At 35.9% G+C, this 26,203-nt stretch carries 22 protein-coding genes, 1 other RNA gene, 1 pseudogene and 1 riboswitch; of the genes and pseudogenes, 14 read left to right on the top strand and 10 right to left on the bottom strand.

Annotated elements, in window-relative coordinates; translation table 11 throughout:
- Positions 1–49 precede the first annotated feature (49 nt).
- Positions 50–1,957: an acetate--CoA ligase gene (gene acs, locus BM084_RS17770; RefSeq protein WP_075327156.1), complete on the bottom strand. Its 1,908-nt coding sequence runs from the start codon at positions 1,955–1,957 to the stop codon at positions 50–52.
- A 268-nt stretch (positions 1,958–2,225) separates the two neighbouring features.
- Complete coding sequence (locus tag BM084_RS17765; protein WP_075327157.1) at positions 2,226–2,450, bottom strand: hypothetical protein; 225 nt, start codon at positions 2,448–2,450, stop codon at positions 2,226–2,228.
- A 181-nt stretch (positions 2,451–2,631) separates the two neighbouring features.
- Positions 2,632–2,766: riboswitch (cobalamin riboswitch) on the top strand.
- Positions 2,767–2,883: 117 nt separating this feature from the next.
- Between BM084_RS17765 and BM084_RS17760 the strand changes: the two genes are divergently transcribed.
- Positions 2,884–3,858: a ribonucleotide-diphosphate reductase subunit beta gene (locus tag BM084_RS17760; protein WP_075327158.1), complete on the top strand. Its 975-nt coding sequence runs from the start codon at positions 2,884–2,886 to the stop codon at positions 3,856–3,858.
- Between the two features lie 41 nt (positions 3,859–3,899).
- Positions 3,900–5,576, top strand: coding sequence for a ribonucleoside-diphosphate reductase subunit alpha (locus tag BM084_RS17755; RefSeq protein ID WP_075327159.1), 1,677 nt, complete (start codon positions 3,900–3,902; stop codon positions 5,574–5,576).
- A 179-nt stretch (positions 5,577–5,755) separates the two neighbouring features.
- Here the strand turns inward: BM084_RS17755 and BM084_RS17750 are convergent.
- A pseudogene (locus BM084_RS17750) lies at positions 5,756–6,562 on the bottom strand (DUF2911 domain-containing protein).
- Between the two features lie 186 nt (positions 6,563–6,748).
- Here BM084_RS17750 and BM084_RS17745 point away from each other — a divergent pair.
- The 3 genes from BM084_RS17745 to BM084_RS17735 are packed head-to-tail and all read left to right on the top strand — an operon-like array spanning position 6,749 to position 9,276.
- Positions 6,749–7,258, top strand: coding sequence for an SRPBCC family protein (locus tag BM084_RS17745; RefSeq protein ID WP_093306398.1), 510 nt, complete (start codon positions 6,749–6,751; stop codon positions 7,256–7,258).
- A 17-nt stretch (positions 7,259–7,275) separates the two neighbouring features.
- A complete protein-coding gene (locus BM084_RS17740) occupies positions 7,276–7,971 on the top strand; it encodes an SDR family NAD(P)-dependent oxidoreductase (protein WP_093306396.1) in 696 nt (231 codons plus the stop codon).
- Positions 7,972–9,276 (top strand): cryptochrome/photolyase family protein, encoded by a 1,305-nt coding sequence (locus BM084_RS17735; RefSeq protein ID WP_093306393.1) that lies wholly within the window; start codon positions 7,972–7,974, stop codon positions 9,274–9,276.
- Positions 9,277–9,280: 4 nt separating this feature from the next.
- On the opposite strand, the gene kdsB is transcribed toward BM084_RS17735, so the two are convergent.
- Together kdsB and BM084_RS17725 are read right to left on the bottom strand one after the other, a co-directional pair.
- On the bottom strand, positions 9,281–10,024 hold the full coding sequence (gene kdsB / locus BM084_RS17730) for a 3-deoxy-manno-octulosonate cytidylyltransferase (protein WP_075327164.1): 744 nt from the start codon (positions 10,022–10,024) through the stop codon (positions 9,281–9,283).
- A gap of 66 nt (positions 10,025–10,090) precedes the next feature.
- On the bottom strand, positions 10,091–11,527 hold the full coding sequence (locus BM084_RS17725) for an ATP-dependent DNA helicase (RefSeq protein WP_075327165.1): 1,437 nt from the start codon (positions 11,525–11,527) through the stop codon (positions 10,091–10,093).
- A 120-nt stretch (positions 11,528–11,647) separates the two neighbouring features.
- On the opposite strand from BM084_RS17725, the gene BM084_RS17720 reads away from it, so the two are divergent.
- From BM084_RS17720 to BM084_RS17705, 4 genes are read left to right on the top strand one after another with little or no spacing between them, the layout of a single operon-like run.
- Entirely contained in the window at positions 11,648–12,298 is a 651-nt protein-coding gene (locus BM084_RS17720; protein WP_075327166.1) for a hypothetical protein, read from the top strand.
- Complete coding sequence (locus tag BM084_RS17715; RefSeq protein WP_075327167.1) at positions 12,285–13,103, top strand: DUF3822 family protein; 819 nt, start codon at positions 12,285–12,287, stop codon at positions 13,101–13,103. The genes BM084_RS17720 and BM084_RS17715 overlap by 14 nt, the downstream gene beginning before the upstream one ends.
- Positions 13,100–13,642: an RsmD family RNA methyltransferase gene (locus tag BM084_RS17710; protein WP_075327168.1), complete on the top strand. Its 543-nt coding sequence runs from the start codon at positions 13,100–13,102 to the stop codon at positions 13,640–13,642. The genes BM084_RS17715 and BM084_RS17710 overlap by 4 nt, the downstream gene beginning before the upstream one ends.
- A 47-nt stretch (positions 13,643–13,689) precedes the next feature.
- Positions 13,690–14,061 carry a hypothetical protein gene (locus tag BM084_RS17705; protein ID WP_075327169.1) on the top strand — a complete coding sequence of 124 codons (372 nt, stop codon included), beginning with the start codon at positions 13,690–13,692 and terminating at the stop codon, positions 14,059–14,061.
- Here BM084_RS17705 and rnpB read toward each other — a convergent pair.
- Positions 14,059–14,392: RNase P RNA component class A (gene rnpB / locus BM084_RS17700), an RNA gene on the bottom strand. The genes BM084_RS17705 and rnpB overlap by 3 nt on opposite strands.
- Before the next feature lie 134 nt (positions 14,393–14,526).
- Between rnpB and BM084_RS17695 the strand changes: the two genes are divergently transcribed.
- Positions 14,527–16,353: a DNA polymerase III subunit gamma/tau gene (locus tag BM084_RS17695; protein WP_093306391.1), complete on the top strand. Its 1,827-nt coding sequence runs from the start codon at positions 14,527–14,529 to the stop codon at positions 16,351–16,353.
- A gap of 2 nt (positions 16,354–16,355) precedes the next feature.
- The gene (gene miaE, locus BM084_RS17690) at positions 16,356–16,937 is read left to right on the top strand and encodes a MiaE family protein (RefSeq protein ID WP_093306389.1); all 582 of its coding nucleotides are present in this window, start codon (positions 16,356–16,358) and stop codon (positions 16,935–16,937) included.
- A gap of 57 nt (positions 16,938–16,994) precedes the next feature.
- Here miaE and BM084_RS17685 read toward each other — a convergent pair whose 3' ends face one another.
- From BM084_RS17685 to pdxH, 4 genes are all read right to left on the bottom strand, one after another.
- On the bottom strand, positions 16,995–17,891 hold the full coding sequence (locus BM084_RS17685; protein ID WP_075327172.1) for a Ppx/GppA phosphatase family protein: 897 nt from the start codon (positions 17,889–17,891) through the stop codon (positions 16,995–16,997).
- A gap of 62 nt (positions 17,892–17,953) precedes the next feature.
- The gene (gene ppk1, locus BM084_RS17680) at positions 17,954–20,077 is read right to left on the bottom strand and encodes a polyphosphate kinase 1 (protein WP_093306387.1); all 2,124 of its coding nucleotides are present in this window, start codon (positions 20,075–20,077) and stop codon (positions 17,954–17,956) included.
- A 3-nt stretch (positions 20,078–20,080) separates the two neighbouring features.
- Positions 20,081–20,566: a SixA phosphatase family protein gene (locus BM084_RS17675; RefSeq protein WP_093306385.1), complete on the bottom strand. Its 486-nt coding sequence runs from the start codon at positions 20,564–20,566 to the stop codon at positions 20,081–20,083.
- 10 nt (positions 20,567–20,576) lie between these two features.
- Positions 20,577–21,224: a pyridoxamine 5'-phosphate oxidase gene (gene pdxH / locus BM084_RS17670; RefSeq protein ID WP_075327175.1), complete on the bottom strand. Its 648-nt coding sequence runs from the start codon at positions 21,222–21,224 to the stop codon at positions 20,577–20,579.
- A gap of 314 nt (positions 21,225–21,538) precedes the next feature.
- On the opposite strand from pdxH, the gene BM084_RS17665 reads away from it, so the two are divergent.
- The 3 genes from BM084_RS17665 to BM084_RS17655 all read left to right on the top strand — a co-directional run.
- A complete protein-coding gene (locus BM084_RS17665) occupies positions 21,539–22,021 on the top strand; it encodes a hypothetical protein (RefSeq protein ID WP_232228842.1) in 483 nt (160 codons plus the stop codon).
- 454 nt (positions 22,022–22,475) lie between these two features.
- A complete protein-coding gene (locus BM084_RS17660) occupies positions 22,476–22,976 on the top strand; it encodes a hypothetical protein (RefSeq protein WP_143083682.1) in 501 nt (166 codons plus the stop codon).
- A 26-nt stretch (positions 22,977–23,002) separates the two neighbouring features.
- Positions 23,003–26,203: hypothetical protein (locus BM084_RS17655; protein ID WP_093306383.1), on the top strand; the 3,201-nt coding region annotated here is incomplete at its 3' end.

Genomic DNA, 26,203 nt, shown 5'->3' with positions numbered 1-26,203 from the left:
CCTGTGAGGCCTGGAATTTTTAAATATTCATGAAATTTGAGAATAATTCTTATAAAGAATTATTCATAATTTTCTCTACAACTTCTGGGTTTAATAATGTTGAAGTATCTCCTAGATCTTCGGTTTGTTTAGACGCGATTTTTCTTAGAATTCTTCTCATAATTTTCCCACTACGAGTTTTTGGTAGTCCGCTTACAAACTGTATTTTTTCAGGTTTGGCAATTGGGCCAACCTTATCTACTATTTGTTGAAGAATTTCTTTTCTAAGGTTATCCTGATTCCTGGACTCTCCTACCTCTTTTAAAGTAACAAATGCATAAAGTGCGTTTCCTTTTACTTCGTGTGGGAACCCAACCACAGCAGTTTCAGCTACCGCTGGATGCTCGTCTATAGCATCTTCAATAGGAGCAGTACCTAAATTATGTCCTGAAACTATAATAACATCGTCTACTCTACCGGTAATTCTATAATAACCAACTTCATCCCTTAAAGCACCATCACCGGTAAAATACATATTTTCAAACGTAGAGAAATAAGTTGTCTTATAACGTTCATGATCTCTCCAAACTGTTCTGGCCATCCCTGGCCACGGATACTTAATACATAATCTTCCGTCTACCTGATTTCCTTTTAATTCATTTCCGTTTTCATCCATTAAAGCCGGTTGAACTCCCGGAAAAGGCAAAGTTGCATAAGTTGGTTTTACCGGAGTTACATAAGGAATTGGGGTAATCATAATTCCGCCGGTCTCGGTTTGCCACCAGGTATCTACAATAGGGCTTTTATTTTTTCCTACATTATCATTATACCAGTGCCAGGCTTCCTCATTAATAGGTTCCCCAACAGTTCCAAGCACTTTTAAAGATGAAAGATCGTGGCTTTCTACAAATTCAATATTTCTTTTGGCTAAAGATCTAATTGCTGTTGGTGCAGTGTAAAATTGATTCACCTTATGTTTCTCTACCACATCCCAAAATCTTCCGGCATCTGGATAAGAAGGAACACCTTCGAACATTACGGTAGTTGCGCCGTTCGCGAGTGGACCATATAAAATATAGGAATGACCGGTAATCCAGCCAATATCTGCCGTACACCAGTAAACATCGTCTTCTTTATACTGAAAAACATTTTTGAAAGTATAAGCCGTATAAACCATATAACCGGCTGTGGTATGTAACATTCCCTTTGGTTTCCCTGTAGAGCCAGAAGTGTATAGAATAAATAAAGGATCTTCAGCATCCATAGTTTCTGCTTCACATTCCTCTGAAGCTTCATCTAATAAGGGTTGAAGCCATTCATCACGCCCTTCTTTCATTTCTATATCAGAATCCAGGCGTTTAGCTACTAGCACATTTTCAACACCGGGGCATTCTTCCAGGGCTTTATCTACAATTCCTTTAAGATCTATTGTTTTGTTGCCACGGTAAGAACCATCAGAAGTAATTAGCATTTTACAATCTGCATCATTGGTTCTGGTAGCGAGAGCTTTTGAAGAAAAACCGGCAAAGACTACAGAGTGTATCGCGCCAATTCTTGCGCAAGCCAGCATTGCTATGGCAAGTTCAGGAATCATTGGTAAGTAAATACAAACCCTATCGCCTTTTTCAATTCCTTTAGCTTTTAAAACATTTGCAAACTTGTTTACTTTTTTGTGAAGTTCTCCATAAGAGATATGTTGCGCTTCTTCTTCAGGATCGTTAGGCTCCCAAATAATTGCCGTTTTGTCAGACCTATTAAAGAGGTAACGATCTATGCAATTTTCGGTAATGTTAAGTTTAGCATTTTCAAACCATTTTACTTCAGGTTTATTAAAATCCCAGCTTAGCACATTATCCCATTTTTTCTGCCAGGAAAAATGTTCTTCAGCTATCTCTTCCCAGAAGTTTTGTGGATCTCTTACCGATTTTCTATAAACTTGAAAATATTCCTCTAAATTCTTAATATGATAATTACTCATAACTTAAATAAATATGTTGATGGTTATGTGGGTTAATAATGAAAAATATAAAATATCTTTTCTGCAATTTATAAAAACCTTCGGAAACCAAATACCCAAATCCCGTTAATATTGGGCTTTTTGAAGTTTTTACGGGAAGTTTAATAGAATAGAAATTTTTGTATAAAAATTAGAAGCAAACTCAATAAAGCGCTTGTTTGATTTTTAATTTCAAAATAAAGAAAACTGATTTTTTTAAGATAGAAGACCTTTTGAAAAGGCAAAAAGATTAATGCTCTACAAATTTTTGGTGGTCGCTTAGCCATTTATTTAAATGAGTGGCTTCCCTGGAAGAGACTTTTTTATTTGTTTTTTTCTCTCTCCATTCGTTTTCAGATTGTTTCTTGATATAAATCTTAGATTTCTGCCCCAAAGCGACTCCAAAAGCTTTTAAAGTAATTTCAGCTTTCGCAACATATGCATCATCGGTGCGCTGTAAATTTATAAGTCTCATTTTTACATTTTTTTCGATTGATTAGCAAATACTGCATCCTTTACTAGGCAAAGACTATGCCTGCAACCTCACTATTTTCTTTGATCTCTTCTTTTTACCGAAACTTTAACTTGTGAAAAACTATGTTTATAACTCAAAGCTGTTTTTATAAAACCACCGCAAATTCCTTATAACTTTACTTTTGTAAAATCATACCGGCGGGTATTACATTTTGTAATAAACAAGGGGAATCATGTGAGAATCATGAGCTGTTGCGCAACTGTAAAGTAGACTTTTCTACAAGCCAGATTACCTTCCCAACCGGGCTGACTTTTGCTTTCGCATATAAAGTAAATGTCCAGGATAATATATTTGCGGCCTTCCCGCTCTTCTCTTTTCCAAAGACACCTATTTGCTTTTATGCTTTTGATTTTAAAACTAAAACAAAAGTGATATGAGTATTTTTGAAAAACGGGTAAATTACAAACCTTTCGATTATCCCGAAATTCTTCAGTTTACCGAAGCAATAAATCGTTCTTTCTGGGTACATTCTGAAGTAGACTTCACCGCCGATGTACAGGATTTTCATTCCCATCTTAGTGAAAATGAAAAACAGGTAATTAAAAAGAGTTTGCTTGCCATCGCACAAATTGAAGTAGCCGTTAAATCCTTTTGGGGCGATTTATATGAGCACCTCCCAAAACCGGAATTTAACGGCCTGGGAAGTACTTTTGCTGAATGTGAATTTAGACATTCTGAAGCTTACTCCCGTTTGCTCGAAGTTTTAGGTTATAACAACGAGTTCGAGAAATTGATAGAAACTCCTGTTATCAAAAAAAGGGTAGCTTATCTTTCTGAAGCTTTAGCAAATACAAAATCTTCAGATGAAAAGAAATACGTGTTTTCCCTTATTTTATTCTCTATTTTAATTGAAAACGTATCCCTCTTTAGTCAATTTGCTATTATTCTTTCGTTTAGTCGCTTTAAAGGCGTGATGAAAAATGTGAGTAATATTATTGCCTGGACATCGGTAGACGAACAAATTCATGCTAACGCCGGGATTTATATTGTAAACCAGATCAAAAATGAATTTCCAGAATTCTTCAACGAGGAAACCAAAACTCAAATTAGGGAAATCATTGCTCACTCTATGGAAGTAGAATCTGAAATCCTGGACTGGATTTTTGCTGATGGCGCTTTGGAACAATGCAAAAAAGAAGACCTTCTGAATTTTATGAAATATCGGGTAGACGATAGCCTTGAAAAAATTGGTTTGGAAAAAATCTACTTTGTTTCAGAGTATGATTACAAAGCTATGTTATGGTTTGAAGAAGAAGTTTTCGCCAATAGTTTAGACGACTTTTTTGCCAAGCGCCCGGTAGATTATACCAAACACGATAAGAGCATCACCGCCGATGATCTTTTTTAAACAATATTCCGCAGCAATATTTCAACTTAAAATCCAGCAAAATGCCCGAAACAATAAATAAAGAAACGCAACAGGAACGCCTATGGTGGCTTAATGAAGAAAGCCAGCAAATACTTAACCGCGGCTACTTATTAAAAGGAGAAACCACAAAATCTGCTATAGAAAGAGTTGCAAATGCAGCTGCAAAAAGGCTCTACAAACCAGAACTGGCAGAAGCTTTTATAGAAATGATAGAGCGTGGCTGGATGAGTTTAAGTTCGCCAATTTGGGCCAATATGGGTACCGAACGCGGATTACCTATTTCCTGTTTTAATGTTTATGTACCCGATAATATTGAAGGAATTACCCACAAACTGGGCGAGGTAATTATGCAAACCAAGATTGGTGGCGGAACTTCAGGCTATTTTGGGGAGCTAAGAGGTCGTGGGAGTGCAGTTACCGATAATGGCAAAAGCAGCGGAGCTACGAGTTTTATGAAGCTTTTTGATACCGCTATGGATACTATTTCACAAGGTGGAGTACGCCGCGGAGCTTTTGCTGCTTACCTGGATATTGACCACCCCGATATTAAGGAGTTTCTAGAGATAAAAAATATAGGAAATCCTATTCAGAATTTATTTTATGGCGTAAGTGTGCCCGATTACTGGATGCAGGAAATGATAGATGGAGACCGGGAAAAACGAGAAATCTGGGCTAAAGTGTTAGAAAGCAGGCAGCAAAAAGGTTTGCCATATATTTTCTTTAAAGACAATATTAACCGATTTAAGCCACAAGTTTATAAGGATAAAAACTACGTTATAAATTCCAGTAATTTGTGTTCAGAAATCGCACTGCCCTCAACCGAGGAAGAGTCCTTTATTTGCTGTCTCTCTTCTATGAATTTGGAGCTGTATGACGAATGGAAAGATACTGAAGCCGTAAAACTGGCTATCTATTTTCTTGATGCTGTTTTACAGGAATTTATCGCCAAAACCGAGGATAATTATTACCTCACTCCTGCTAATAAATTTGCAAAAAGACATAGGGCACTGGGATTGGGCGTTATGGGTTGGCATTCTTATCTTCAGAAAAATAGAATTCCTTTTGAAGGCTTAAAAGCAAAAGGCTTAACGAATTCCATTTTTAAAGAAATTAATGAGAAAGCTACAAAAGCAAGTAAGGAATTAGCTAATATTTATGGCGAACCCGAGGTTTTAAAAGGCTACGGATTAAGAAATACTACTTTAATGGCCGTTGCGCCTACTACCTCTTCTTCTGCAATTTTGGGACAGGCATCACCGGGAATTGAACCTTTTAGCAGTAATTACTATAAAGCCGGATTGGCAAAAGGGAATTTTATGCGGAAGAATAAATATTTAAAGGAATTGCTCCAGGAAAAAGGATTAGATACCGAAGAAACCTGGCGAAGCATCATGCTAAACCACGGAAGCGTACAGCATTTAAAAGAATTGAGTGATGAAGAGCGAATGATCTTTAAAACCTTTAAAGAGATAAGTCAGCTAGAGATTATACAACAGGCTTCAGTTAGGCAAAAATATATAGACCAGGCGCAAAGTTTAAATTTAAATATTCCATCAGATCTTCCGGTTCGGGAAGTAAATAAGTTAATGATAGAAGCCTGGCAACTGGGAGTTAAAACCCTTTACTATCAAAGAAGCCAAAGTGTTTCTAAAGAATTTATAGCTAATATGGTGAATTGTGCTAGTTGTGAGGCTTAGGTTCTGAAATTCATTTAAAAGTAAAAAGGCTGTCTGGAAAGTCTGAAGAACGTCACCCTGAATTTATTTCAGGGTTTAACTTGTTAGATTTTCAAAACATGTTAGAAGCTGAAACAAGTTCAGCTTGACGAAAACAGGACGTTTACAAAACAGCCTTTTTCTTATTCTTAAAATTCAGACTACATAACTCCCCATTCTTTTAGAGAATCTTTGTTCATTTTTACGTAATCCTGGTTTCCGGCTTTTTCAGCTTCGGCTAAAGATTTTTTGGCAGCTGCAATTGCTTCTTCTTTTTTACCAAGATCGGCTGCGATAAGCGATTTTCTTCTTAAGATCCAAAAGGCATTTGGGTTACCCATTTCAAGGGATTTATTTACCCATTCGTAAGCCTGTTCCAAATCTTTTTTGGCATCGTGATAATAAGTTGCGGCCGCAAAATAATCTCCTGCCCCTGGGCCATTCATCGTTTTTTCAATACTGGCCATTGCTTTTTCTTCAGTAGGCACTTCAAATCTTAAGCTTGCTACGGTATTTTCCCAAATAATATTAAGAGCAGCAGAATCATTCTTCAGCTCATCTATCATAATGATAAAAGTTTCCATTTCAAAAGGAAGTTCCATCACTTCGGCAGTTGCTTTTAAGGCTACTTTCTCCTCCCTCCATTCAGCAGGATTTCCCCAGTTTGAAGCATCGTTATAGAACATTACTTCTCATTCTTTTTCCTTCGGAATTGTGTAAATAGCATAAGTTCCCGCTTTTAATTCTTTACCCTGAACAGTAACATCGTCACTAAAAGTGATTTTGGTATTTTCGTTAGCTCCGGTACGCCATACTTCCCCATAAGGTACCAGATCGCCAAAAATCTCGCGATCTCTCATTCCGGGGCGGGAATATTCGAGCGTAACATCGGTAAGTCCAACTTTTTGTTCAACTTTAGTAAATGGGCTAGGTTGAGGCGCCTGTACCTGTGCCTGGGCAGCACTCATAAGCCCTGCTGTACATAAAAATAAAAGTAGTTTATTCATTATTTAGTTTGTTTTTAGTTTGATCAAATATACCGAGAAATTGATTACGAATTTAGATAAGAAGCAACTTCATTTATATTTTGTTTAACTATAATAATTTTATTTTAAACAAAACTACTCTTAATTTTACATTCAAATACAACTAGAATGAAAATCTACACCAAGAAATCGGTTCAAAAACTTCCTATCAGTCTGGAAAAGGCCTGGGAATTTCTCTCCAATCCCGGAAATCTAAAGACAATAACACCAGATTATATGGGATTTAATATTCTCTCGGGAGCCGATCGCGCAATGTACCCGGGACAAATTATTCAATATATTGTAACTCCAATTGCGGGAATTAAAACCAAATGGGTAACCGAAATCACTCACGTAAAAGACAAAGAATACTTTGTAGATGAACAGCGTTTTGGGCCTTACGCCCTCTGGCACCACAAGCATTTCTTAGAAGAAATTCCCGGCGGTGTAGAAATGGAAGATATTGTAGATTATAAATTACCCTTTGGAATTCTGGGTCAAATGGCTCATCCCTTCCTCGTAGCTCCTAAACTGAAAGAAATTTTTGGTTACAGACAGAAAAAACTCGTAGAACTTTTTGGTGAATTTGATGAAAGTAAAACCAAAAATTCCACTCTCAAACAGGACATTTTAGCGTAATCCCAAAAAAATAAATTATGAAAAAGAATATTTTACTAATTGGTGGTTCTACAGGAATCGGACTTGAAATTGCCAATCAACTGGTTACTGAAAATAATGTAATTGTTGCCTCTAGAAATAAAGGTAAATTAAACGATGATATTAAACATTTAGAATTCGATGTTTTAAAAGATAATATTGAAGATCTTGAGTTGCCGGAAGAAATACACGGCCTGGTTTATTGCCCCGGAAGCATTAACCTGAAACCTTTTAAAATGCTAAAGCATAAAGATTTTGAGAAAGAAATGAACTTAAATTTCTTAAGTTTAGTTAAAGTGGTTCAGGGAGTAATGCCGAAATTAAAGAAAGCCGAAAATGCAAGTTTGGTATTTTTTAGTACCGTGGCCGTTAAAGTTGGAATGCCCTTCCATACCAGCGTTGCCGCGGCAAAAGGTGCGATTGAAGGTTTTGCAAAATCCCTGGGAGCAGAGTATGCTCCCAGCCTTCGCGTAAATGTGATCGCTCCATCTTTAACTGATACTCCGCTAGCTGAAAAATTATTGTCTAATGATTCTAAGAAAGAGAAAATGAGTGAAAGGCATCCTCTTAAAAGGGTTGGAAACGCTAAAGATATCGCCAACGCGGCTACCTTTTTATTAAGCGATAAAAACAGCTGGATCACGGGACAAATTATTGGGGTAGACGGCGGACTTTCAACTTTAAATATTTCGTAAATGAGTAAAGAAGTGAATATTTTCTGGTTTAGACGTGATTTGAGATTAGATGATAACGTAGGTTTTCTCGAAGCTTTAAAATCTGATAAACCGGTTTTACCAATTTTTATTTTTGATACAGAAATCCTTGATAAATTACCTAAAAATGATGCGCGTGTAACTTTTATACACGAGCAGCTTCAAGAAATGCGAAAAGAACTGCAAAATGATTTTAGCAGCTCTATCGCGATGTATCACGGCAAACCAGAAGAAATTTTTCAGCAGTTAATTAAGGAATATCAAATTGCTGATGTATTCACTAATCATGATTATGAACCTTACGCAACCCAAAGAGACAAGGAAATAGCCGAGCTGCTTTCTGAAAATAATATTGAATTTCACACTTTTAAGGACCAGGTTATCTTTGAAAAAGATGAAGTGCTTAAGAAAGATGGCGATCCTTATGTGGTATACACCCCTTATATGAGGGCCTGGAAAGAGCACTTCAAATCCCTGGATCTTAAAATTCATTATACCAGTCAATATCTGGATAATCTTATTCAAAATACCAGGTTGCCTAATTTAAGCTTAAGTGATATTGGATTCAAAACTTCAGAAATTAAAGTACCGGATTATGATGTTACGCCTACTTTAATTCAGCAATATGAAAATACCAGAAATATTCCCGGAAAAGATGGTACCTCTAGATTAGGCGCCCATCTTAGGTTTGGTACTGTAAGTACTAGAAAAATGGTAAAAAAAGCTAATGCCGAAACAAATAAAACCTTTTTAAATGAATTGATCTGGAGGGAGTTTTTTATGCAGGTTTTGTATCACAACCCAGACACTGCCACTGAATCTTTTAAAAAGAAATACGACCGTATTGAATGGCGCAATAACGAAGAGGAATTTGAAAAGTGGAAAACAGGAAACACAGGTTATCCACTGGTAGACGCAGGAATGCGCCAATTAAACAAAACTGGTTTTATGCATAATCGGGTAAGAATGCTGGTAGGAAGTTTTCTTTGCAAACATTTACTCATTGATTGGCGCTGGGGCGAAGCTTATTTTGCTGAAAAACTACTGGATTATGAGATGTCTTCGAATGTTGGCAACTGGCAATGGGTTGCTGGAAGTGGTGTAGATGCAGCTCCTTACTTTAGAATTTTTAACCCAACTACACAGATTGATAAATTTGATAAGGATAAAAAATATATCAAAAAATGGGTGGAAGAATTTGAGACTGATGATTATCCTGAAAAAATGGTAGATCATAAAGAAGCCCGCGAACGGGCTCTAAAAGTTTATAAAGATGCCGTAAGCTAATTATTTAATTGTTCCAGATCTTCCTGGCTTTTTCAAGATCTTCAGGAGTATCTATACCAATGGTTTGCATTTCAGTTTCAACCATTTTTATGTTTTTCCCATATTCCAGGAATCGAATTGCCTCAATCTTTTCAGCAGATTCCAAGGAAAGCATTGGTAAATTATAAAAATCTATAATTGCTTGTTTTCTAAAAGCATAAATCCCTATATGCTTAAAATAAGTGACGTGGGCATCGGTATTTCTTGGATAAGGAATTGGAAACCTTGAAAAATACATCGCGAAATCATTCTTATTGGTAATTACCTTTACATTATTGGCATTGGTAATCTCATCACTTTCTGAAAGGGCAGTTTTTAATGAAGCAAGATCTATGGCAGAAGCATCATCTTCCCGAAAAACAATTAGCAATTTAGCCAAACTATCTTTATCTATAAATGGTTCATCTCCCTGTACATTTACAACAATATCTACATCCATATCCTGCACTGCTTCAGCAATACGGTCGCTTCCGCATTCATGTTCTTTCTTACTTTTTATCGCATTGCCCCCGTTTTTATTAATTTCAGCATAAATTTTATCGCTATCGGTTACCACATAAACTTCGTCAAAAAGTCCGGTCTTTTTTGCAGCTTCGTATGTTCTGGTGATTACCGTTTTTCCGTTTAGGTCTTTTAAAAGTTTCCCCGGGAACCGAGAGGCCTCATAACGGGCGGGAATCATAGCGATTATTTTAAGCGGATTATTCATTGGAAATTATTAATTTTTGGAGGTTAAATTTAAGTTTTAAAATTTGAATTAACGCAAGTGAAAAAGTTATTTATTTACGAAAAAATCATCTTTAAATCCTATGAGGTAAAGTTTATTGGTTGCTCTTGTTACAGCAGTATAAAGCCATCTTAAATATTCTTTGCCAACGCCCTCTGGCAGGTAAGGTTGTTCTATAAAAACGGTGTTCCATTGCCCACCTTGAGATTTATGACAAGTCATCGCGTAAGAAAACTTTATTTGTAAGGCATTAAAAAACTTATTGTTCTTCACCTTCATAAACTTCTTGTATTTAGAAGTTTCATCTTCATAATCTTTCATTACTTCCTGGTACAGTTGGTTAGATTCTTCATAAGAAAGTGACGGCGTATTGCTGGTAAGTGTATCTAACATCACTACGGTTTCAAAAGGACGCATTTTAGGATAATCTACCATTTGCACCTGTACTTCGGCAAACCGGAACCCGTAAAGCTCTTTTATTCCGAAAATTTCCAGGACTTTTACAATATCTCCGTTAGCTATGAACCCGGCTTCAGAATTTGGCTTTATCCAGAAATAATTATTTTTTACCACCATAAGATAATCTCCGGCTGAAATTTCTTCTTCCTGGAACAAAATTCTAGACCTTATTTGTTGGTTATACAAATTCGCCCTTTTATTAGATCTTACAATAAGACTGGTTTCCTCGTTTCCCAATTCATTATAACTTTCCTCGATGGCATTCATAATTTCGTAACCATCCTGTAATCTAACTACATCTGCTTTTGGAGTGATTTCAAACTGAAAACTATCATAAAAACCGTCTTGTAAGCTTTGCCTAATTTTAGTGGCATTTAGCAAAATATCGCTTTCTTCAGCCTGCCTCACCACTTCGTCTAACTCAATATGATGCACTTCTTTATTATAGGAAAACTGAAGTTTTTCAGCTTCCAGTGCCGGGCTAATTTCCATCTTTACCGGTGGAAGCTGTGCGGTATCCCCAATTAAGATAAGCTGGCAATTATGCCCTGAATATACAAACTGAATAAGATCGTCTAACAAGCTTCCATTTTCCATTAATTTGGAATTTGTAGGCGTATCAGAGATCATTGAAGCTTCATCTACAATAAAAATACTGTTTTTGTGTTTATTGGGTTGAAGCACAAATTGTACTCCGCTCCCGCCACTTTTCTTCGGAAAATAGATCTTTTTGTGAATGGTAAAAGCTTCTTTTTTAGAATAATTAGAAATCACTTTCGCCGCTCTTCCCGTAGGTGCCAATAAAACTCCAGATTTTTTAATTTGCCAGAGATTTTTCACCAGGGTACTGATAATCGTGGTTTTACCAGTTCCGGCAAAGCCTTTCAGCACAAAAAGTTCATCTTTATTATTGTTTAAAACAAACCGGGAAAGTTGTTGTAAAGCAAGATCCTGCCCTGCTTTAGCCGTAAAACCCAGATCGCTTAAAAGAAGTTTATAAAATTTGGAAGCATCAAGATTTTCCATAGAAGATTTATCAAAAATCAAAGATAGGAATGGATTTTTACGGAAGAAACTTTTACGAATAAAAAAAAATTGTAGATTTGTCGTGAAACACTAGTAATTTTAAAACAAAATTTAGAAAGCATGAGACTTGCAATTCAATTACTTCTTTGGGTGGTTATTATTGGTTTAGCCTACCTTACCTTTAATGCTGTTTACGAACCAATTCAGTTTAATAAAATTAAAGAAAAGCGTTATGCCAAAGTAGTTGAAAACTTAAAGGATATTCGTAATGCAGAATTAGCTCACAAAGAAATTGTGGGGACTTTCCAGGATGATTTTGATAAATTAGTAGGATTTTTAGATACTGCAGAATTTGCAATTACCCAACGTCGTGATACTACTGTATTAGATGAGGAATACAGAAAACAGTATGGTGTAGACGAATATATTGAAAAAGTAATTGTTGATACGCTTGGTTTTGTTTCTGTTAAAGATTCATTATTTAAAGGAAATAAAGAGCGTTATACCAATATGATTAATGTACCGGTTGATGATGTAGATGCTAAATTTGAGCTGGATGCAGGTACAATTACAAAAGGAAATTCAGAAATTCCGGTTTTTAGAGCAAGAGTAGCTAAAAGTGTTGTATTGCAAGGTTTAGATAAAGAGCTTATTTTGCAACAAAACCAGGTACAATCTGTAGACGATATTAACGGTCGTTACATTAACGTTGGCTCTCTGGAAGAGGTTAACACAAAAGGAAACTGGCCAACCCAATATGGCGACGAATAATAGCAAAAAACAATTAAATTTAGAACTGTCCATTCAGGTTTCCCTGGATGGACTTTCTTTTTGTACCCTAAATTCTGCTGAAAATAAAGTGGTACAATTCAAGAAAATCCGTTTTTCGCAACAGGTAGATCCTGTGAAACTGCTTGAAGAAATTCAAAAAATATATGCTGAAGAAAAAAGCATTGCTGAAGCCACACAAGTAAAACTTATTTTTGATAATGCACTTGCCACTTTGGTTCCTGCAACTTTATTTAAAGAAGAAAATGCTTCAGATTATTTAAAATTCAACACCAAAATTCTTAAAACCGATTTCATTGCCCACGAGGAAATTGTGGATACAGGGATTATTAATGTTTATATTCCATATACTAATATCATTAATTTCTTTTTTGAGAAATTTGGAGAATTTGAATACCAGCATCTCAACACGGTTTTAGTCGAAAATTTGCTAAAATTACCAAAAGCTGAGCGTCCTCAAATGTTTGCACATATAAAAAATAAGCAGTTTGAGCTGGTTTTGATAGAAAATGGTGAACTCCTGTTGTGTAATTCTTTCAGTTTTACCGAAAAAGAAGATTTTTTATATTATATTCTCTTCACTGCTGAACAACTTAATTTAGACCCGGAAAAATTCAGGCTGATATTGCTGGGAGCTATTAGCAAAGCTTCTCCTTTGTTTAAAATCGCGTTTGATTATATTAAGCACGTGGAACTTTTGGAAACCGATTTCAGCTTAAATCTGGAAAAAGAACTTACCGGCTTAAATCAGCTGGAAGAATATGTATTACTAAAGTCATTTAAATGAGAATAATTTCAGGAACACATAAAGGAAAAAGATTGATGGCTCCAAAAAAGCTACCAGTACGCCCTACTACCGATATGTCTAAGGAAGCCCTTTTCAATATCCTGAATAATAATTTTCAGTTTTCACAATTAAGCATCCTTGATCTTTTTTCGGGAACTGGTAATATTGCCTATGAATTTGCTTCACGCGGAAGCAAGGAAGTAACCGCTGTTGATGCTAATTTTGACTGCGTGAAATTCATAAAAAAAACAGCCCAGGAATTAGATTTAAATATTACAACTATTAAAAGTGATGTCTTTAAATTTCTTGAAAAAGCTTTTGTAAAGGCAGATATTATTTTTGCCGACCCACCTTATGATTTTGAAAAAGAAAAATTCCTGAAAATTCCAGAACTAGTTTTCGACAAAAACCTACTTAATCCAAATGGTCAATTAATTATTGAACACTCTAAACACACCGATCTTTCCGATCTTCCCAACTTTAAAGAAGGGCGTCGCTATGGAGGTTCAGTTTTTAGTTTTTTTGAGAATGCAGAATAATTTCTGCTGAAGAATTACAGCCCTGTTGGGCTTAGAAATTTGATGGTATGACGGATAGGATAAAAAGGATTGAGCTTGTTGATATTATTTTAAATTTTTATGAAGGGATAGTTATTTCTGAAGTAAAAGACGATGTAGTTTTTGAAATTGAACACGTAGAACAAATTCTAAAAATATGCAATGAGGTTTATGAAGGTGCAGATTTTGTTTATGTATCAGACCGGAAGAATAATTACAATGTAAATCCAACGATTTATTTTGAATTAAAAGACGTGAAAAATTTATTGGGAATAGCTATAGTAAGTCAGCGATATGAAGCCTTACAGGTGGCTAATTTTGAAAAACAATTTTCTCCGGTTCCTTTTGATATCTTTTCCCATATGGACGAAGCCCGGGCGTGGGCAAAGACATTATTATAAAAAAGCAGGCCTGTAATCCGGATTCTGTTCCTCCCGTTAACCGGGGTTCCCCTTATCATTTATCTCCGGTTTTTGTTGCCAAAAACCTTTAGCTGCCTACCCTCCGGTAGCAAGCGAGCCGCTTGCAAACACCGGTTTACATGGCATTGCACCGCATAGAGTTTACCTGATTTCACTACAGCATTACCTGTACATTCTTTCTGTTGCACTAGTCCTGATCCCGCCTCGGAAAACCGAAACGGAACCGATGGGTGTTACCCACTATGCCGCCCTTTGGTGTCCGGAATTTCCTCCATCGAATAAATTCGTTGGCGATAAGGCGGCCTGCTTGGTGCAAAGGTAGTTTTTTAGAAAGTTTCGTGATTAAAAAAATGTTGATTTCTTAGCTTTAATTGTTTAAAAATATAAGCGATTGCCTTAGAACTTATGGAGGCTATTTTTATATTTGTAGTTCAATAAATTTCAATGGAACATTTTATAGTATCAGCTCGTAAGTACCGCCCACAAACTTTTAAAGATGTGGTAGGGCAACAAGCCATCACAAATACCTTAAAAAACGCCATTGAACACAATCACCTCGCCCAGGCCCTTCTATTTACAGGACCTCGTGGTGTGGGAAAAACCACCTGCGCCCGTATCCTGGCAAAAATGATTAACCACGATGGTACTCAAAGCCCCGATGAGGATTTTGCTTTTAATATTTTTGAACTCGATGCCGCTTCTAACAACTCGGTAGACGATATCAGAAATTTGATAGACCAGGTTAGGATTCCGCCGCAAGTTGGGAAGTATAAAGTATATATTATTGATGAGGTGCACATGCTCTCTCAGTCAGCCTTTAATGCTTTTCTGAAAACTTTAGAAGAACCGCCCCAGCACGCTATTTTTATTCTGGCTACTACTGAAAAACATAAAATAATCCCCACCATACTTTCTCGGTGCCAGATCTTCGATTTTAAAAGAATCACGGTAAGCGATGCTAAAAATTATTTGGGATATATAGCGCAACAGGAAGGTGTAAATGCCGAGGAAGATGCATTAAATATTATTGCGCAAAAAGCCGATGGTGCTATGCGGGATGCTCTTTCTATTTACGACAGGGTTGTTAGTTTTAGCGGAAAAGATCTAACCCGGCAGGCAGTTACAGAAAACCTGAATGTTCTCGACTACGATACTTATATTAAGGTTACCGATCTTATTTTAAGTAATAATATTCCGCAATTGCTACTGAGTTACAATGAGATCCTTTCCAGCGGATTTGACGGTCACCATTTTATTAGCGGTTTGGCTTCGCATTTCAGGGATCTTTTAGTCTGCAAGGATCAAAAAACAATACAGCTTTTAGAAGTTGGAGAGCAAACTAAAGCCCGCTATTTTGAGCAGGCTTCCAAAACCGATCATCAATTTTTAATTAAAGCGATAGATCTGGCCAATGAGTGCGATCTCAAATATAAAACAAGCCAAAACCAACGTTTATTGGTTGAACTTTCTCTAATGCAGCTTGCCTCTATCACTTTTGATGGAGAAAAAAAAAAGTTTGATCAGTCAATAATTCCCGCTTCGGTTTTTGAAAAACAACCTAACGCGCTTTCTTCAGAAGAAAAAAGTATAGTGCGCGAGAATGAACACGGAGAAACTGCAACTGAAGCCCCAAAGGAAAGTCAGTTACCTACAGGAGAAAATAAAACTCCAGATAGCCACTGTGCCGATGATAAAGAGGACAATTATCATTCAGATGAGACAATGGTGCCAAAGGCCAAAGAAGAGCAGGAAAAACCGGCTACACCTTCCCCAGAGCCAAAACCGGTAACCGATCCTAAAATAAAAAAGGAAAAGGTTTCAGGACTTTCTTTAAAAAGTATTCAGAAAAAAAGGGAAATAGAAGCGCGGCAACAGGAAGCTGCTCCAACAAAAAACGTGGTGCTCAATAATGAATTCAGCGAAACGCAATTGCAGGCCACCTGGAATGACTATGTAAAACGAATAAAAAAACAGGGCTCGAAAATTCTCGCATCAATTCTTGAAACCGATTTACCCAAGCTCAAGGAAGACAATCAAATTGTTATAGAATTACCCAACGAAACGATGAAGATTAACCTGGAGCGGGAACAAAACAAATTGATGTCTTACCTGAAGCAAAAACTTCAGAATACCGAAATAAGGTTGGTAATTAACGTTAATGAGCAGTCGGCAAAAAAATATGCCTTCACTCCTATTGAAAAATACAATAAACTAAAGGAGAAAAATCCTTTAATAGATAAACTTAGAAGTACATTTGATTTAGACGTATAGATATGCTAGGACTAAAACTTCCCACAGACCCGCGCTGGGCAAATATAGCCGAAAAAAATATTGAAGATATTCTTGTAGACCATGCTTATTGCGAACAAAAAGCAGCTTCAACAGCAATTTCCTTAATTGTTTCTTTCCCAGAATATACCGAATTGGTAGATGAAATGATCGCTTTATCCAGGGAAGAAATGGGCCATTTTAAAATGGTACACGAGCAGTTGCTAAAACGCGGATTTGTTTTAGGAAGAGATAGAAAAGATGAATATGTAATTAAACTACTTAGTTTTTTTCCAAAAGGCGGTAGCAGAACCACGCAGTTAATTCACAGGCTTTTAATCGCAGGATTAATTGAAGCCAGAAGCTGTGAACGTTTCAGGTTGCTTTCAGAAGAATTAAAAGATGAGGAACTCGCTGAATTTTATCATAAATTAATGATTAGTGAAGCCAACCATTATACAATGTTTTTAAAGTTTGCCAGAAAATATGGGGAGCGAGCAGAAGTAGATAAAAAATGGGAAGAATTACTCGATTTTGAAGCTGAAATAATGAAAGACCTCAGTAAAGATAAAACCATTCACGGTTAATTGAAAAAATAAAAAACCCGGATAAGTAAAGATTTATCCGGGTTTTAATTTTGGTATTTAGTTATTATTACCGTTGTAAAGTGATTTTATAATCCCATCGGCCAGTCCTATTTTTGGTACGAAAATATTATCGGCTCTGGCCCACTTCATAGAACTTAAATAAATCTTAGAAGCCGGGATAATCACATCTGCACGGTCACTTTTTAGTTTAAGGTCCATAACACGTTCCTCGTAGCTTAAAGAATTTAGCAATTCATTGTATTTTTTAATATATGCCAGGCTTAAGGGTTTTCCTTCTTTTTTTCCGCTGGTTTTAAAAATATTATTAATGTTCCCACCAGAACCAATAAGATCTATATCCTTATAAGGCTTTGTGGTTTCCCTAACCCATTTTTCCATCTCTTCCCAGGTGCCATCTTCAACTAAATTATTTAAAAGGCGTACAGTACCAATTTTAAAAGATCTTGACGCCACGGTTTTTCCGCCACTATAGAGAGTATATTCAGTGCTCCCGCCCCCAACATCAACATATAAATAATTACAATCGTTTTTAATAAGTTCATGCAAATCTGTAGCAGCAATTATTGCAGCTTCGTGGTTACCGTCTATAATTTCAATTTCTACCCCTGTTTTTGCTTTAATTTTTTCAACAACCTCTGCTCCATTTTTAGCTTCCCGCATAGCCGAGGTAGCACAGGCTTTATATTTTTCAATTCCGTGAGATTTCATTAGAAGATTAAAAGCTTGCATGGTATCTACCATTCGTTCTATATTCTTCTCAGAAATAATACTTTCTTTAAATACATCTTCTCCAAGTCTAATAGGAACCCTCACCAGGGAGGTTTTCCTAAAATCGGTTTCTTCCCTACCTTTTTGTTCTGTAATGGTAGAAACCAGCAGCCTTACGGCGTTGGAACCTATATCTATAGCTGCGTAGTTTTTTTGTGTAATCACGAGATAAAATTTTTCTATTTTCTCACCAGGTGAGGTTTATAAAGATTTGAGGTTGAGGCCAATTATCTATTTTTTTTATTCTTTTCCGGTTTGGTGCCGGGTAATTTTTTTAAATAATAATCGTAAAGTTCAAACTGGGAACGCAGTTTTTTTGTACTGCAGTTTCTATAGGCATTATCGTGCTTAGAGGTAATTGTCCTTGCTTTTACATTATCGTTCCAGCTAATATCAAAAGTTTCAATAATTTCCTGTTTAATTTCTTCATCATAAATTGGGCAGGAAATCTCCACACGAAGGTCAAGGTTTCTGGTCATCCAATCTGCTGAAGAAATGTAAACCTTGGAATTTCCCCCATTTTTGAATATAAATACCCGCGGATGCTCCAGGAATTTATCTACAATACTTATCGCTTCAATATTTTCGCTTAAACCTTCTACACCGGGAATAAGACAACAAACCCCACGTACAATAAGCTTGATCTTCACACCGGCCTGGCTTGCCTGGTACAGTTTATCTATCATAGGATAATCTGAAAGACTATTAAGCTTAAGCGCAATGCCGGAAGGTTTCCCTTCGCGGGCATTTTCAATCTCCTTTTGAATAAGGCCTACAAAAGTATTTCTGCTGTAATGCGGAGAAACTATTAAATGTTTGTATTTATTTACTTTATAATTGATCTCAAAGAAGTCGAAAACTTTATTCACTTCTTTCAAAATTTCGGGATGAGCGGTGAATAAGGTATAATCGGTATAGATGCGAGAAGTAGATTCGTTAAAATTACCGGTACTAATAAAGCCATAGCGCTTTGTTTTACCTTCTTCTTCCCGCTCTATTACACAGGCTTTACAATGAACTTTTAAACCCGGCACGCCAAAAATAAGCTGAACCCCTTCTGCTTGCATTTGTTCAGCATAGCGAATATTGGCAACTTCATCAAAACGAGCGCGTAATTCAATTTGCACAATTACCTTTTTGCCATTTTTTACAGCATTAATCAAAGAGCTGGCAATATGAGATATTTTTGCCAATCTGTAAATAGTGATTTTTATAGTTTTCACCTTTGGATCTAAGGCGGCTTCCCTTAAAAACTTAACAGTATAGGCAAAACTTTGGTATGGTGCATACAATAGATAATCTTTCCTGGCAATACTTCCAAACAAACTGGTTTGTAATATAAGCCCAGGAATTGGCAAAGGCTCTATAGGTTTATAAAGTAAATCTTCACGGCCAAGACTGGGAAAATTCATATAATCACGCCTATTATGGTAACGCCCACCGGGAATAATACTATCGGTAGATTCTATGCCCATTTTATTCATTAAATAAGACAAAGTATCATCGGCAATGTTCATATCGTAAACAAATCTTACCGGCTCCCCCTTAATTCTATCTTTTACACTACTGGAAATCTTTTCAATAAAACTTTTACTCAGGTCACTGTCTATGTCCAACTCGGCATCCCGAGTAATCTTTATCATATGTGCCGAAATACTTTCGTATTCAAAAATATTAAAAATTGTACCCAGGTTATATCGAATTAAATCGTCTAACAGGATTATATACTGCTTCCCATTTTCTTCTGGAAGCACTACGAAGCGTTCTATGCTTCGAGGAATTTCAATTAGAACATATTTGCGGTCTTTTTCGGTTTTATCCAGCACTTTTGAAATTCCTTTTTGAGGCTTTTCCTCTTTCATCACCATCTTTACGGCTAAATAGGCTGCACTGTCTTTTAAACTTGGAATTTCAGGAAGATCATTAAGAATTATAGTTACAAGGGCCGGACTTACTTTGGAAAGGAAAAAGTTTTTAATGAATTTTTGCTGCGTAGCAGAAACCTGTTTCTCATTAATAATATGAATATTATAATCTTTTAACTGATGCTGAATATCGTCTAAAATCTTAAGGCTTTCGGCTTGTTGTTCAATTACTATTTGGGTAATTTCTTCAAGTAGTTTGCTGGCTTTAATTCCGCCCAGAACGCTTTTTCCTGCTTTTCCTGCCAGGTCAATTCTTTTTACGGTAGCATACCTTACTTTAAAAAATTCGTCTAAATTATTAGAGAAAATTCCCAGAAATCTTAATCGTTCTATAAGTGGAACAGTTTCATCTTCGGCTTCCTGTAAAACCCGGGCATTAAATTGTAACCAGCTGAGTTCCCTGTTTAAATATTTTCTTTGCGGCATAAATTAGCGTAAGTTTTTGGGGAATAATTGTAGTAAAGTTTTACCGGTTTCAATGTCTTTCCAGGAATTTAAATCAAAATCTATTACACAAAGTCCTGTAGTAGGTAAATTGTCTATAGGTTTATCGCCTAACCGATTAACCAAACCCGTCATTGCGGGATTATGCCCAAATACCATGAGTATTTCTACATTATCGGGGCAGGTTTTAATTACAGAGAGTAATTGACTTTCATCAAACGTATAAAGTTCTTTTTTTACGGTGAATCTATCATCGGGTATTTCCATTTCGTCTTTAAAAAGATTTGCCGTGGTGTTTGCCCTAACTGCGTGACTGCTCCATAAAGTTAAATTTCCACTTTGAAATTCCTTAAAGGTTTTCAAAACTACCTCAGCATCGTTATAAGCACGTTTCTTAAGCGGTCTTTTTTCATCTGGTAAATTATTTCCCCAGGACGATTTGCCGTGTCTCACTAGAATTAATCGTTTCATAATTTCAATTTTAAGGTGCTAAACGGTTACGTTCCCAGGTATCCTGTTCTATAAATTCATAGATTATCCTATCGTGCAAACGGTTATTTCTACCCTGCCAGAATTCAAAACTTCTGGGGGTTACCAGATAACCGCCCCAGTGAGGTGGTTTATCTACATCTTTATTTTGATATCTTTCTTCAATTTCTTTTAACTGTTCTTCCAGTTCTTCGCGGGAGCTTAAAACATTACTTTGGTTAGAAGCCCAGGCGCCTAATTGACTTCCCCGGGGTCTGGAACCAAAATAAGCTGCAGATTCTTCTTCGGTAGTTTTCATTGCAACACCTTTAATAATTACCTGCCGTTCTAATGGTGGCCAGAAAAAGGATAAACAAACTCTTGGATTTTCTTCAATATCCCGGGCTTTTTCAGAATTATAATTAGTATAAAAACTGAAACCCATTTCACCAAAAGACTTTAAAAGTACTATACGATTTTTTGGAAATCCTTCTATTCCACAGGTGGCGAGACTCATAGCATTTACTTCTGCTATTTCAGGATGCTCTTCCGCCTCCTCAAACCAGGCGGTAAAAAGCGGCAGTGGAAAAGACGGGACATTATCTTCTAAAAGTTCGCTTTTTCCATAGCTTTTTCGGTAATCATCAAGGCTCTTTTGCATTGTGTTTTGCTTTGCTGCAATTTACAAGTTTTAGGCTGAAGCCGGAAAAATTTTGAGATAAGATTCTGCTTTTTATAGTTGAAATGCAAATAGAAAAAAGAACTAAATATAGACGAACTGCACTCATTTCTATGTTCTGCAAATAAGTTCGACCAAAAACACCGACGAAATGCATTCCATTACATTTTATCTAATAATAATGCGATATAACTAAAAACATTAATAATAATACATATAAAGAGTGATATCGCTTAATTTTGTTCAAAACATTTAACTAATCGCCATTATTAAATTGAACTAAAATTAAATTGCAAATGAATTTTTATAAGAATTTTTTCCAATTTAAAAATCAAATACTCACTAAGGCTTCTCTTATTATTCTTGCTATAAGTTTAGGAAGCTGTACCGCTGGAATGACAAATCCAGATAGCTATACCAGAAATCACGTAGTTTATGCTGTAGATTTTAACCCTCAAAATTTAAGTGAACTTCAAATTTCAAAAATGGATGAAGGGAATTGGATAGATCAAAAAACCAGTAAAAACGGTAAAAGTGCTCGTTATACTATAGAAATTCAAGACGACTTTTTAACGGTTATCTCTAATAAAAATAAAATGGATGTCCCTACTTACCAAACCTGGATAGATTATGCAAGGCAGGAATTAGGTTATACGGTACAGGACGAATATGATATTTTTACAACTATAGAAGAAGGTTTTATCTATGAAATAGACCTGCAAGAACACCCTTTAATAGAAGGGGAACAACATAGAATTTTAATGTATGAACAAAACTAATTAATTACCTCAACTTTTTATATAATTAACCACCTTATTCGGTGGTTTTTTTATGTTTAAACCTAAGGTTTTTCTGCAGTTGTAAATTCTTTTAAACAATGGCTAAAAACGTTTATTTGAAATATTAACCACCTGATTTCCCGTATTTTTTACTTCAATATTACCATTCACCGAAAATAAATAGGTTTTAATCTAAAAAAAAAGACAATTTGGTCTTTTAAAGATTATTCACTGTAATTTTATCCTAAGATTAACATTTAAAATAGGTCATCCCCCATACTTTCCTATTAAAACTTACCCCAAAAGTTTTCAAAATGTAAATCTCACATTCTTAAATATTTTAAAAAACTACCCTTGTTTGATCCTTCCCCTAAGGATCAGTGACCTTTTTATGCCAAAATTTAAAATAATTTTTCCCTTGAAAAACGGGAAACAGAACTATAGAATTATGAAAATGAATTCACTCTTTAAACTCCTAATCCTTGTATTGTTTGCTAATACTTTTATTGGCAATGCGCAGGAAAATTACTCGATTACCAATTTTGACCAATTAATAGGAGAACAATCTACTCCAACCCGAAATCAACAAAATTTTGACTCTGGGGAAATAGAAAATCTTAAGAATCTAGTTTTCGAATTAAATCCGCTAATAGTTGTTCAGGAAAATGAGCACGCCAAAATGGGAGATGGAGCGCCAAAACTGGTAATTGTACCCTCTAATTATTTATCAAATATCTCCAAGATTAAAACCGAATTGCAAAGTGTTGTTTTAATTCTAATTAAGCATTCCTCAAACAATTTATATACAAGTTTAGATCTAAGTTCTATTAAAAGTACTGCTTTAAAATATGTTTTAATTGAATGTGATTTTGAATGTAGTGTATCTAATATTCAGGATATGCTAAAAAATACTTCTAACGTAAAAGTTCTTTACAGAACTACTACAGAGCAATAAATATTGCCCTCATAAATTTCAGGAATATGAAAAAAAACTACTTTAGAAATCAGTTTACCGCTATAAGATTCGTGTTGATAACATTTACCGTTTTATTTTTCAATACGGCTGTTAACGCACAGGTATATAAGGAATTTAAGCAACGAACTTCCCAATATTCTACATCAAAAAAGATCTATAATATTAAGGGAGACTTCACTATGATTGGCAACACCAATCTTAGCCTTTTTTCCTATGGGGAAAATACAAATAACAGTAACAATTTAATGCAATTTGTAGACGAAGACAACGAGTCTTCCACCAAAAACTCTTCTGCAGCTGTTCTTGAATTTTCAAACGAAAATGGAGCAAATCCTGAGTGCTCTAATATAATTTATGCCGGACTTTATTGGTCTGGGCGTACCAATAATTCTGGAAAGACCAATGCTAAAAGAAACATCAAAGTAAAAGGTCCAAATAACTCCGCTTATCAAACTATTAGCGCAAATGTTAATGATATTCTTTTCCCTGGACCATCAGATATGTATGCTGCTTATGTAGAAGTAACCGATTTAGTGAAAAATAATGGTACGGGGGAATATTGGGTTGCCGATATGGAACTAACTGAAGGTAACGGTGGTACTACCGGTTTTTACGGCGGATGGGGAATGATTGTGATCTATGAAAATTCACAAATGGATTGGAGGGATGTTACCGTTTTTGATGGCTATGCTCATGTTGAAGGGAATGTTGTGGCACATTATGAACTTCCTGTTTCGGGATTTAATACCGCGCAATCTGGCCCCGTAAATATGAAAATGGGAATAATGGCCGGCGAGGGTGATGTAGGAATTTCAGGAGATTATTTTCAGATAAAAAAGAATAGTAATAATGCCTGGTTAAGTCTTTCTCACGAACAAAACACTACTAATAATTTCTTCAATTCTTCTATTCAAAATAATGGTTCTTCAAGAACACCAAATTATACTAATAATACCGGAATAGACATTAGCATGTTCAATATTCCAAATGCGGGGAATTCAGTTATAGATAATAACCAAACCAGTACCACCTTTAGGTATGGTTCTACCCAGGACACCTATTCCATTTTTTCAATTGCCATGTCTGTAGACGCTTACATTCCTGAAATTGAAGGGATTTCCTCTTTAAGCGCAATAAATGGAAATATAGCGGGCAATCCACCATATAATGCAGTACCCGGTGACGAATTAAGCTATAAGGTTGAATTAAAAAATAAAGGGACCGAGAATGTAGAAGACGTAAAAGTGGTAATTCCGGTTCCATATAACGCCGATTATCTTCCTAATGGTCTTTCAACCAATTTTTATTTCTCTCCCAGTCCGCAAAATAATGAAGTATATTTTGATCCCACTTTAGGTGCAACCGGATCTATAGTTTGGGAAATAGATGAATTACCGCTAGCCAACAGTACCAATGATGTTTTAGCCGATCTCACTATAAAATTTGGGGTAACTAAGAATTGTACTATTCTTTCCAATATCTGCCCGGGTTTTGATCTTATAAGATTTAATGGAAATATTAGTGGTCGCGGAGCTATAACCGGTACTACTTTTCAAAACAAAGACCTTATTCAGGGATATGAAACCGAAGGAACCTGCCAGGGTGAACCTATTACTACTCCTTTTGAAGTAGCCATAGACGCTACCAATTTTCGAGCTGAAAATTGCCAAAATTCAGATGAAGCCAGGAAATTTGTTTATTGTAATAGAGAAGAACCAATAGGTATTGCTGAAATTAATTCTGGGTTTCCTAACGGAACAAGATTCTTTAACGAATCTCCGGTAACTAATAATAGTACCGAGTATACTACCAATAATCCCATTCCAAATAATTCGGGTGAATATTATGCGGTAATCCCGGGAACCGAGAATTGCGCAATACCCTTTACTATAGAAATTACAACTATAGCTTCGGTACCTGAAACTGAATCAATCACTTATTGTCTGAACGATGAAGCCGATCCATTAACAGCTGTACCCAGTAATCCCGATTTCAATTTATATTACTATACCAGCGAAGAAGATACTTCACCCGAAATTCAAATTATTCCATCTACTTCGCAGTCTGGTGAATTCATCTATTACGTTGCTGAAGGAGAATCGGCAAGCTGTATAAGTCCCAACAGAGCTCCCATTAAGATTTCTGTAATAGGAGAACCGGAAATTACCGCACCACAAAATCAAACAATTCAAACTTGTGATAACGATTTTACAGACGACTCCATTCCGGCCTTGTCAAATGAATTTACCACTATTTCTCAGCAAGTATTTACAGATTTAGGTGGAAGCATTTCTTTTACTGAAGAGATTGAAAGTATAAGCTATAAGGATTTTTTACAACAACAATCTCCTGCGGTTTATCAGCGAATCTTCAGAATTACTTATGAATGTGGAAATATAGATGTTCAACAATCGCTTACGTTAGAAAATATTAAAACACAACTGGAGCCTGTTTTTACTAAAAAAGATCCCACCTGTGAGAATGAAAATGGAGTATTGACAATCACCAATTTTAATACAGATTATATATATGAACTGAATTCAACTACAGGCAATCTTGAGTTAAAGAATGCTACTAGTTCATTATCTCCAGGGGTTTATACCCTATCAGTTGCTTTAAATGAATGTGTTTTTACAACCAATAGTTTTGAAGTTCTACCTGCACCAGCCATAGCAGAAACTCCTGAAACCATAGTAGTAACTCAACCCACCTGTAATCTTGAAACGGGAAAGATTACGGTAAATGCTACTGAGGGATATATGTACAGTCTGGATGGCGAAATTTTTCAGGAGTCAAACATTTTTGAAGAGCTTTCTCCTGGAACTTACGTGATATATGCTCAAAATGAAGATGAGTGTATCTCCCAGCCCTCTAAGGATATAATTATCGAAGAAAACAAAGGAAATCCCGCGCAACCAGAAACCATTGTTTCTCAGCAACCAACTTGCAAAGATATTACAGGAACGGTTTCAGTAATTACTGATGACGGAATTACTTATACTCTTTTAGATGAAAATCAAAATGAATTAAATAGCTCTATTGAAAATGCGGAATTCCTTGATTTAACTGCTGGAACTTATTTTGTACAAGCCAGCAATGGAGATTGCGAAGCGATTTCTGAAGCAATTGTGATTGAAGAAAATGAAGGAAGTCCTGCACAACCAGAAGCTAGTGCTTCTCAACAGCCGACTTGCGAGGATACCACC

This window comes from Salegentibacter agarivorans, from assembly GCF_900113135.1.
GTDB lineage: Bacteria > Bacteroidota > Bacteroidia > Flavobacteriales > Flavobacteriaceae > Salegentibacter > Salegentibacter agarivorans.
This window is presented reverse-complemented; position numbering and strand designations above follow the sequence as displayed.

What these genes read in the sequence shown, in the direction of transcription:
- acs (WP_075327156.1), bottom strand. Translation starts at nt 1,957, where the DNA reads ATGAGTAATTATCATATTAAGAATTTAGAGGAATATTTTCAAGTTTAT.
- BM084_RS17765 (WP_075327157.1), bottom strand. Translation starts at nt 2,450, where the DNA reads ATGAGACTTATAAATTTACAGCGCACCGATGATGCATATGTTGCGAAA.
- BM084_RS17760 (WP_075327158.1), top strand. Translation starts at nt 2,884, where the DNA reads ATGAGTATTTTTGAAAAACGGGTAAATTACAAACCTTTCGATTATCCC.
- BM084_RS17755 (WP_075327159.1), top strand. Translation starts at nt 3,900, where the DNA reads ATGCCCGAAACAATAAATAAAGAAACGCAACAGGAACGCCTATGGTGG.
- BM084_RS17745 (WP_093306398.1), top strand. Translation starts at nt 6,749, where the DNA reads ATGAAAATCTACACCAAGAAATCGGTTCAAAAACTTCCTATCAGTCTG.
- BM084_RS17740 (WP_093306396.1), top strand. Translation starts at nt 7,276, where the DNA reads ATGAAAAAGAATATTTTACTAATTGGTGGTTCTACAGGAATCGGACTT.
- BM084_RS17735 (WP_093306393.1), top strand. Translation starts at nt 7,972, where the DNA reads ATGAGTAAAGAAGTGAATATTTTCTGGTTTAGACGTGATTTGAGATTA.
- kdsB (WP_075327164.1), bottom strand. Translation starts at nt 10,024, where the DNA reads ATGAATAATCCGCTTAAAATAATCGCTATGATTCCCGCCCGTTATGAG.
- BM084_RS17725 (WP_075327165.1), bottom strand. Translation starts at nt 11,527, where the DNA reads ATGGAAAATCTTGATGCTTCCAAATTTTATAAACTTCTTTTAAGCGAT.
- BM084_RS17720 (WP_075327166.1), top strand. Translation starts at nt 11,648, where the DNA reads ATGAGACTTGCAATTCAATTACTTCTTTGGGTGGTTATTATTGGTTTA.
- BM084_RS17715 (WP_075327167.1), top strand. Translation starts at nt 12,285, where the DNA reads ATGGCGACGAATAATAGCAAAAAACAATTAAATTTAGAACTGTCCATT.
- BM084_RS17710 (WP_075327168.1), top strand. Translation starts at nt 13,100, where the DNA reads ATGAGAATAATTTCAGGAACACATAAAGGAAAAAGATTGATGGCTCCA.
- BM084_RS17705 (WP_075327169.1), top strand. Translation starts at nt 13,690, where the DNA reads ATGACGGATAGGATAAAAAGGATTGAGCTTGTTGATATTATTTTAAAT.
- BM084_RS17695 (WP_093306391.1), top strand. Translation starts at nt 14,527, where the DNA reads ATGGAACATTTTATAGTATCAGCTCGTAAGTACCGCCCACAAACTTTT.
- miaE (WP_093306389.1), top strand. Translation starts at nt 16,356, where the DNA reads ATGCTAGGACTAAAACTTCCCACAGACCCGCGCTGGGCAAATATAGCC.
- ppk1 (WP_093306387.1), bottom strand. Translation starts at nt 20,077, where the DNA reads ATGCCGCAAAGAAAATATTTAAACAGGGAACTCAGCTGGTTACAATTT.
- BM084_RS17675 (WP_093306385.1), bottom strand. Translation starts at nt 20,566, where the DNA reads ATGAAACGATTAATTCTAGTGAGACACGGCAAATCGTCCTGGGGAAAT.
- pdxH (WP_075327175.1), bottom strand. Translation starts at nt 21,224, where the DNA reads ATGCAAAAGAGCCTTGATGATTACCGAAAAAGCTATGGAAAAAGCGAA.
- BM084_RS17665 (WP_232228842.1), top strand. Translation starts at nt 21,539, where the DNA reads ATGAATTTTTATAAGAATTTTTTCCAATTTAAAAATCAAATACTCACT.
- BM084_RS17660 (WP_143083682.1), top strand. Translation starts at nt 22,476, where the DNA reads ATGAATTCACTCTTTAAACTCCTAATCCTTGTATTGTTTGCTAATACT.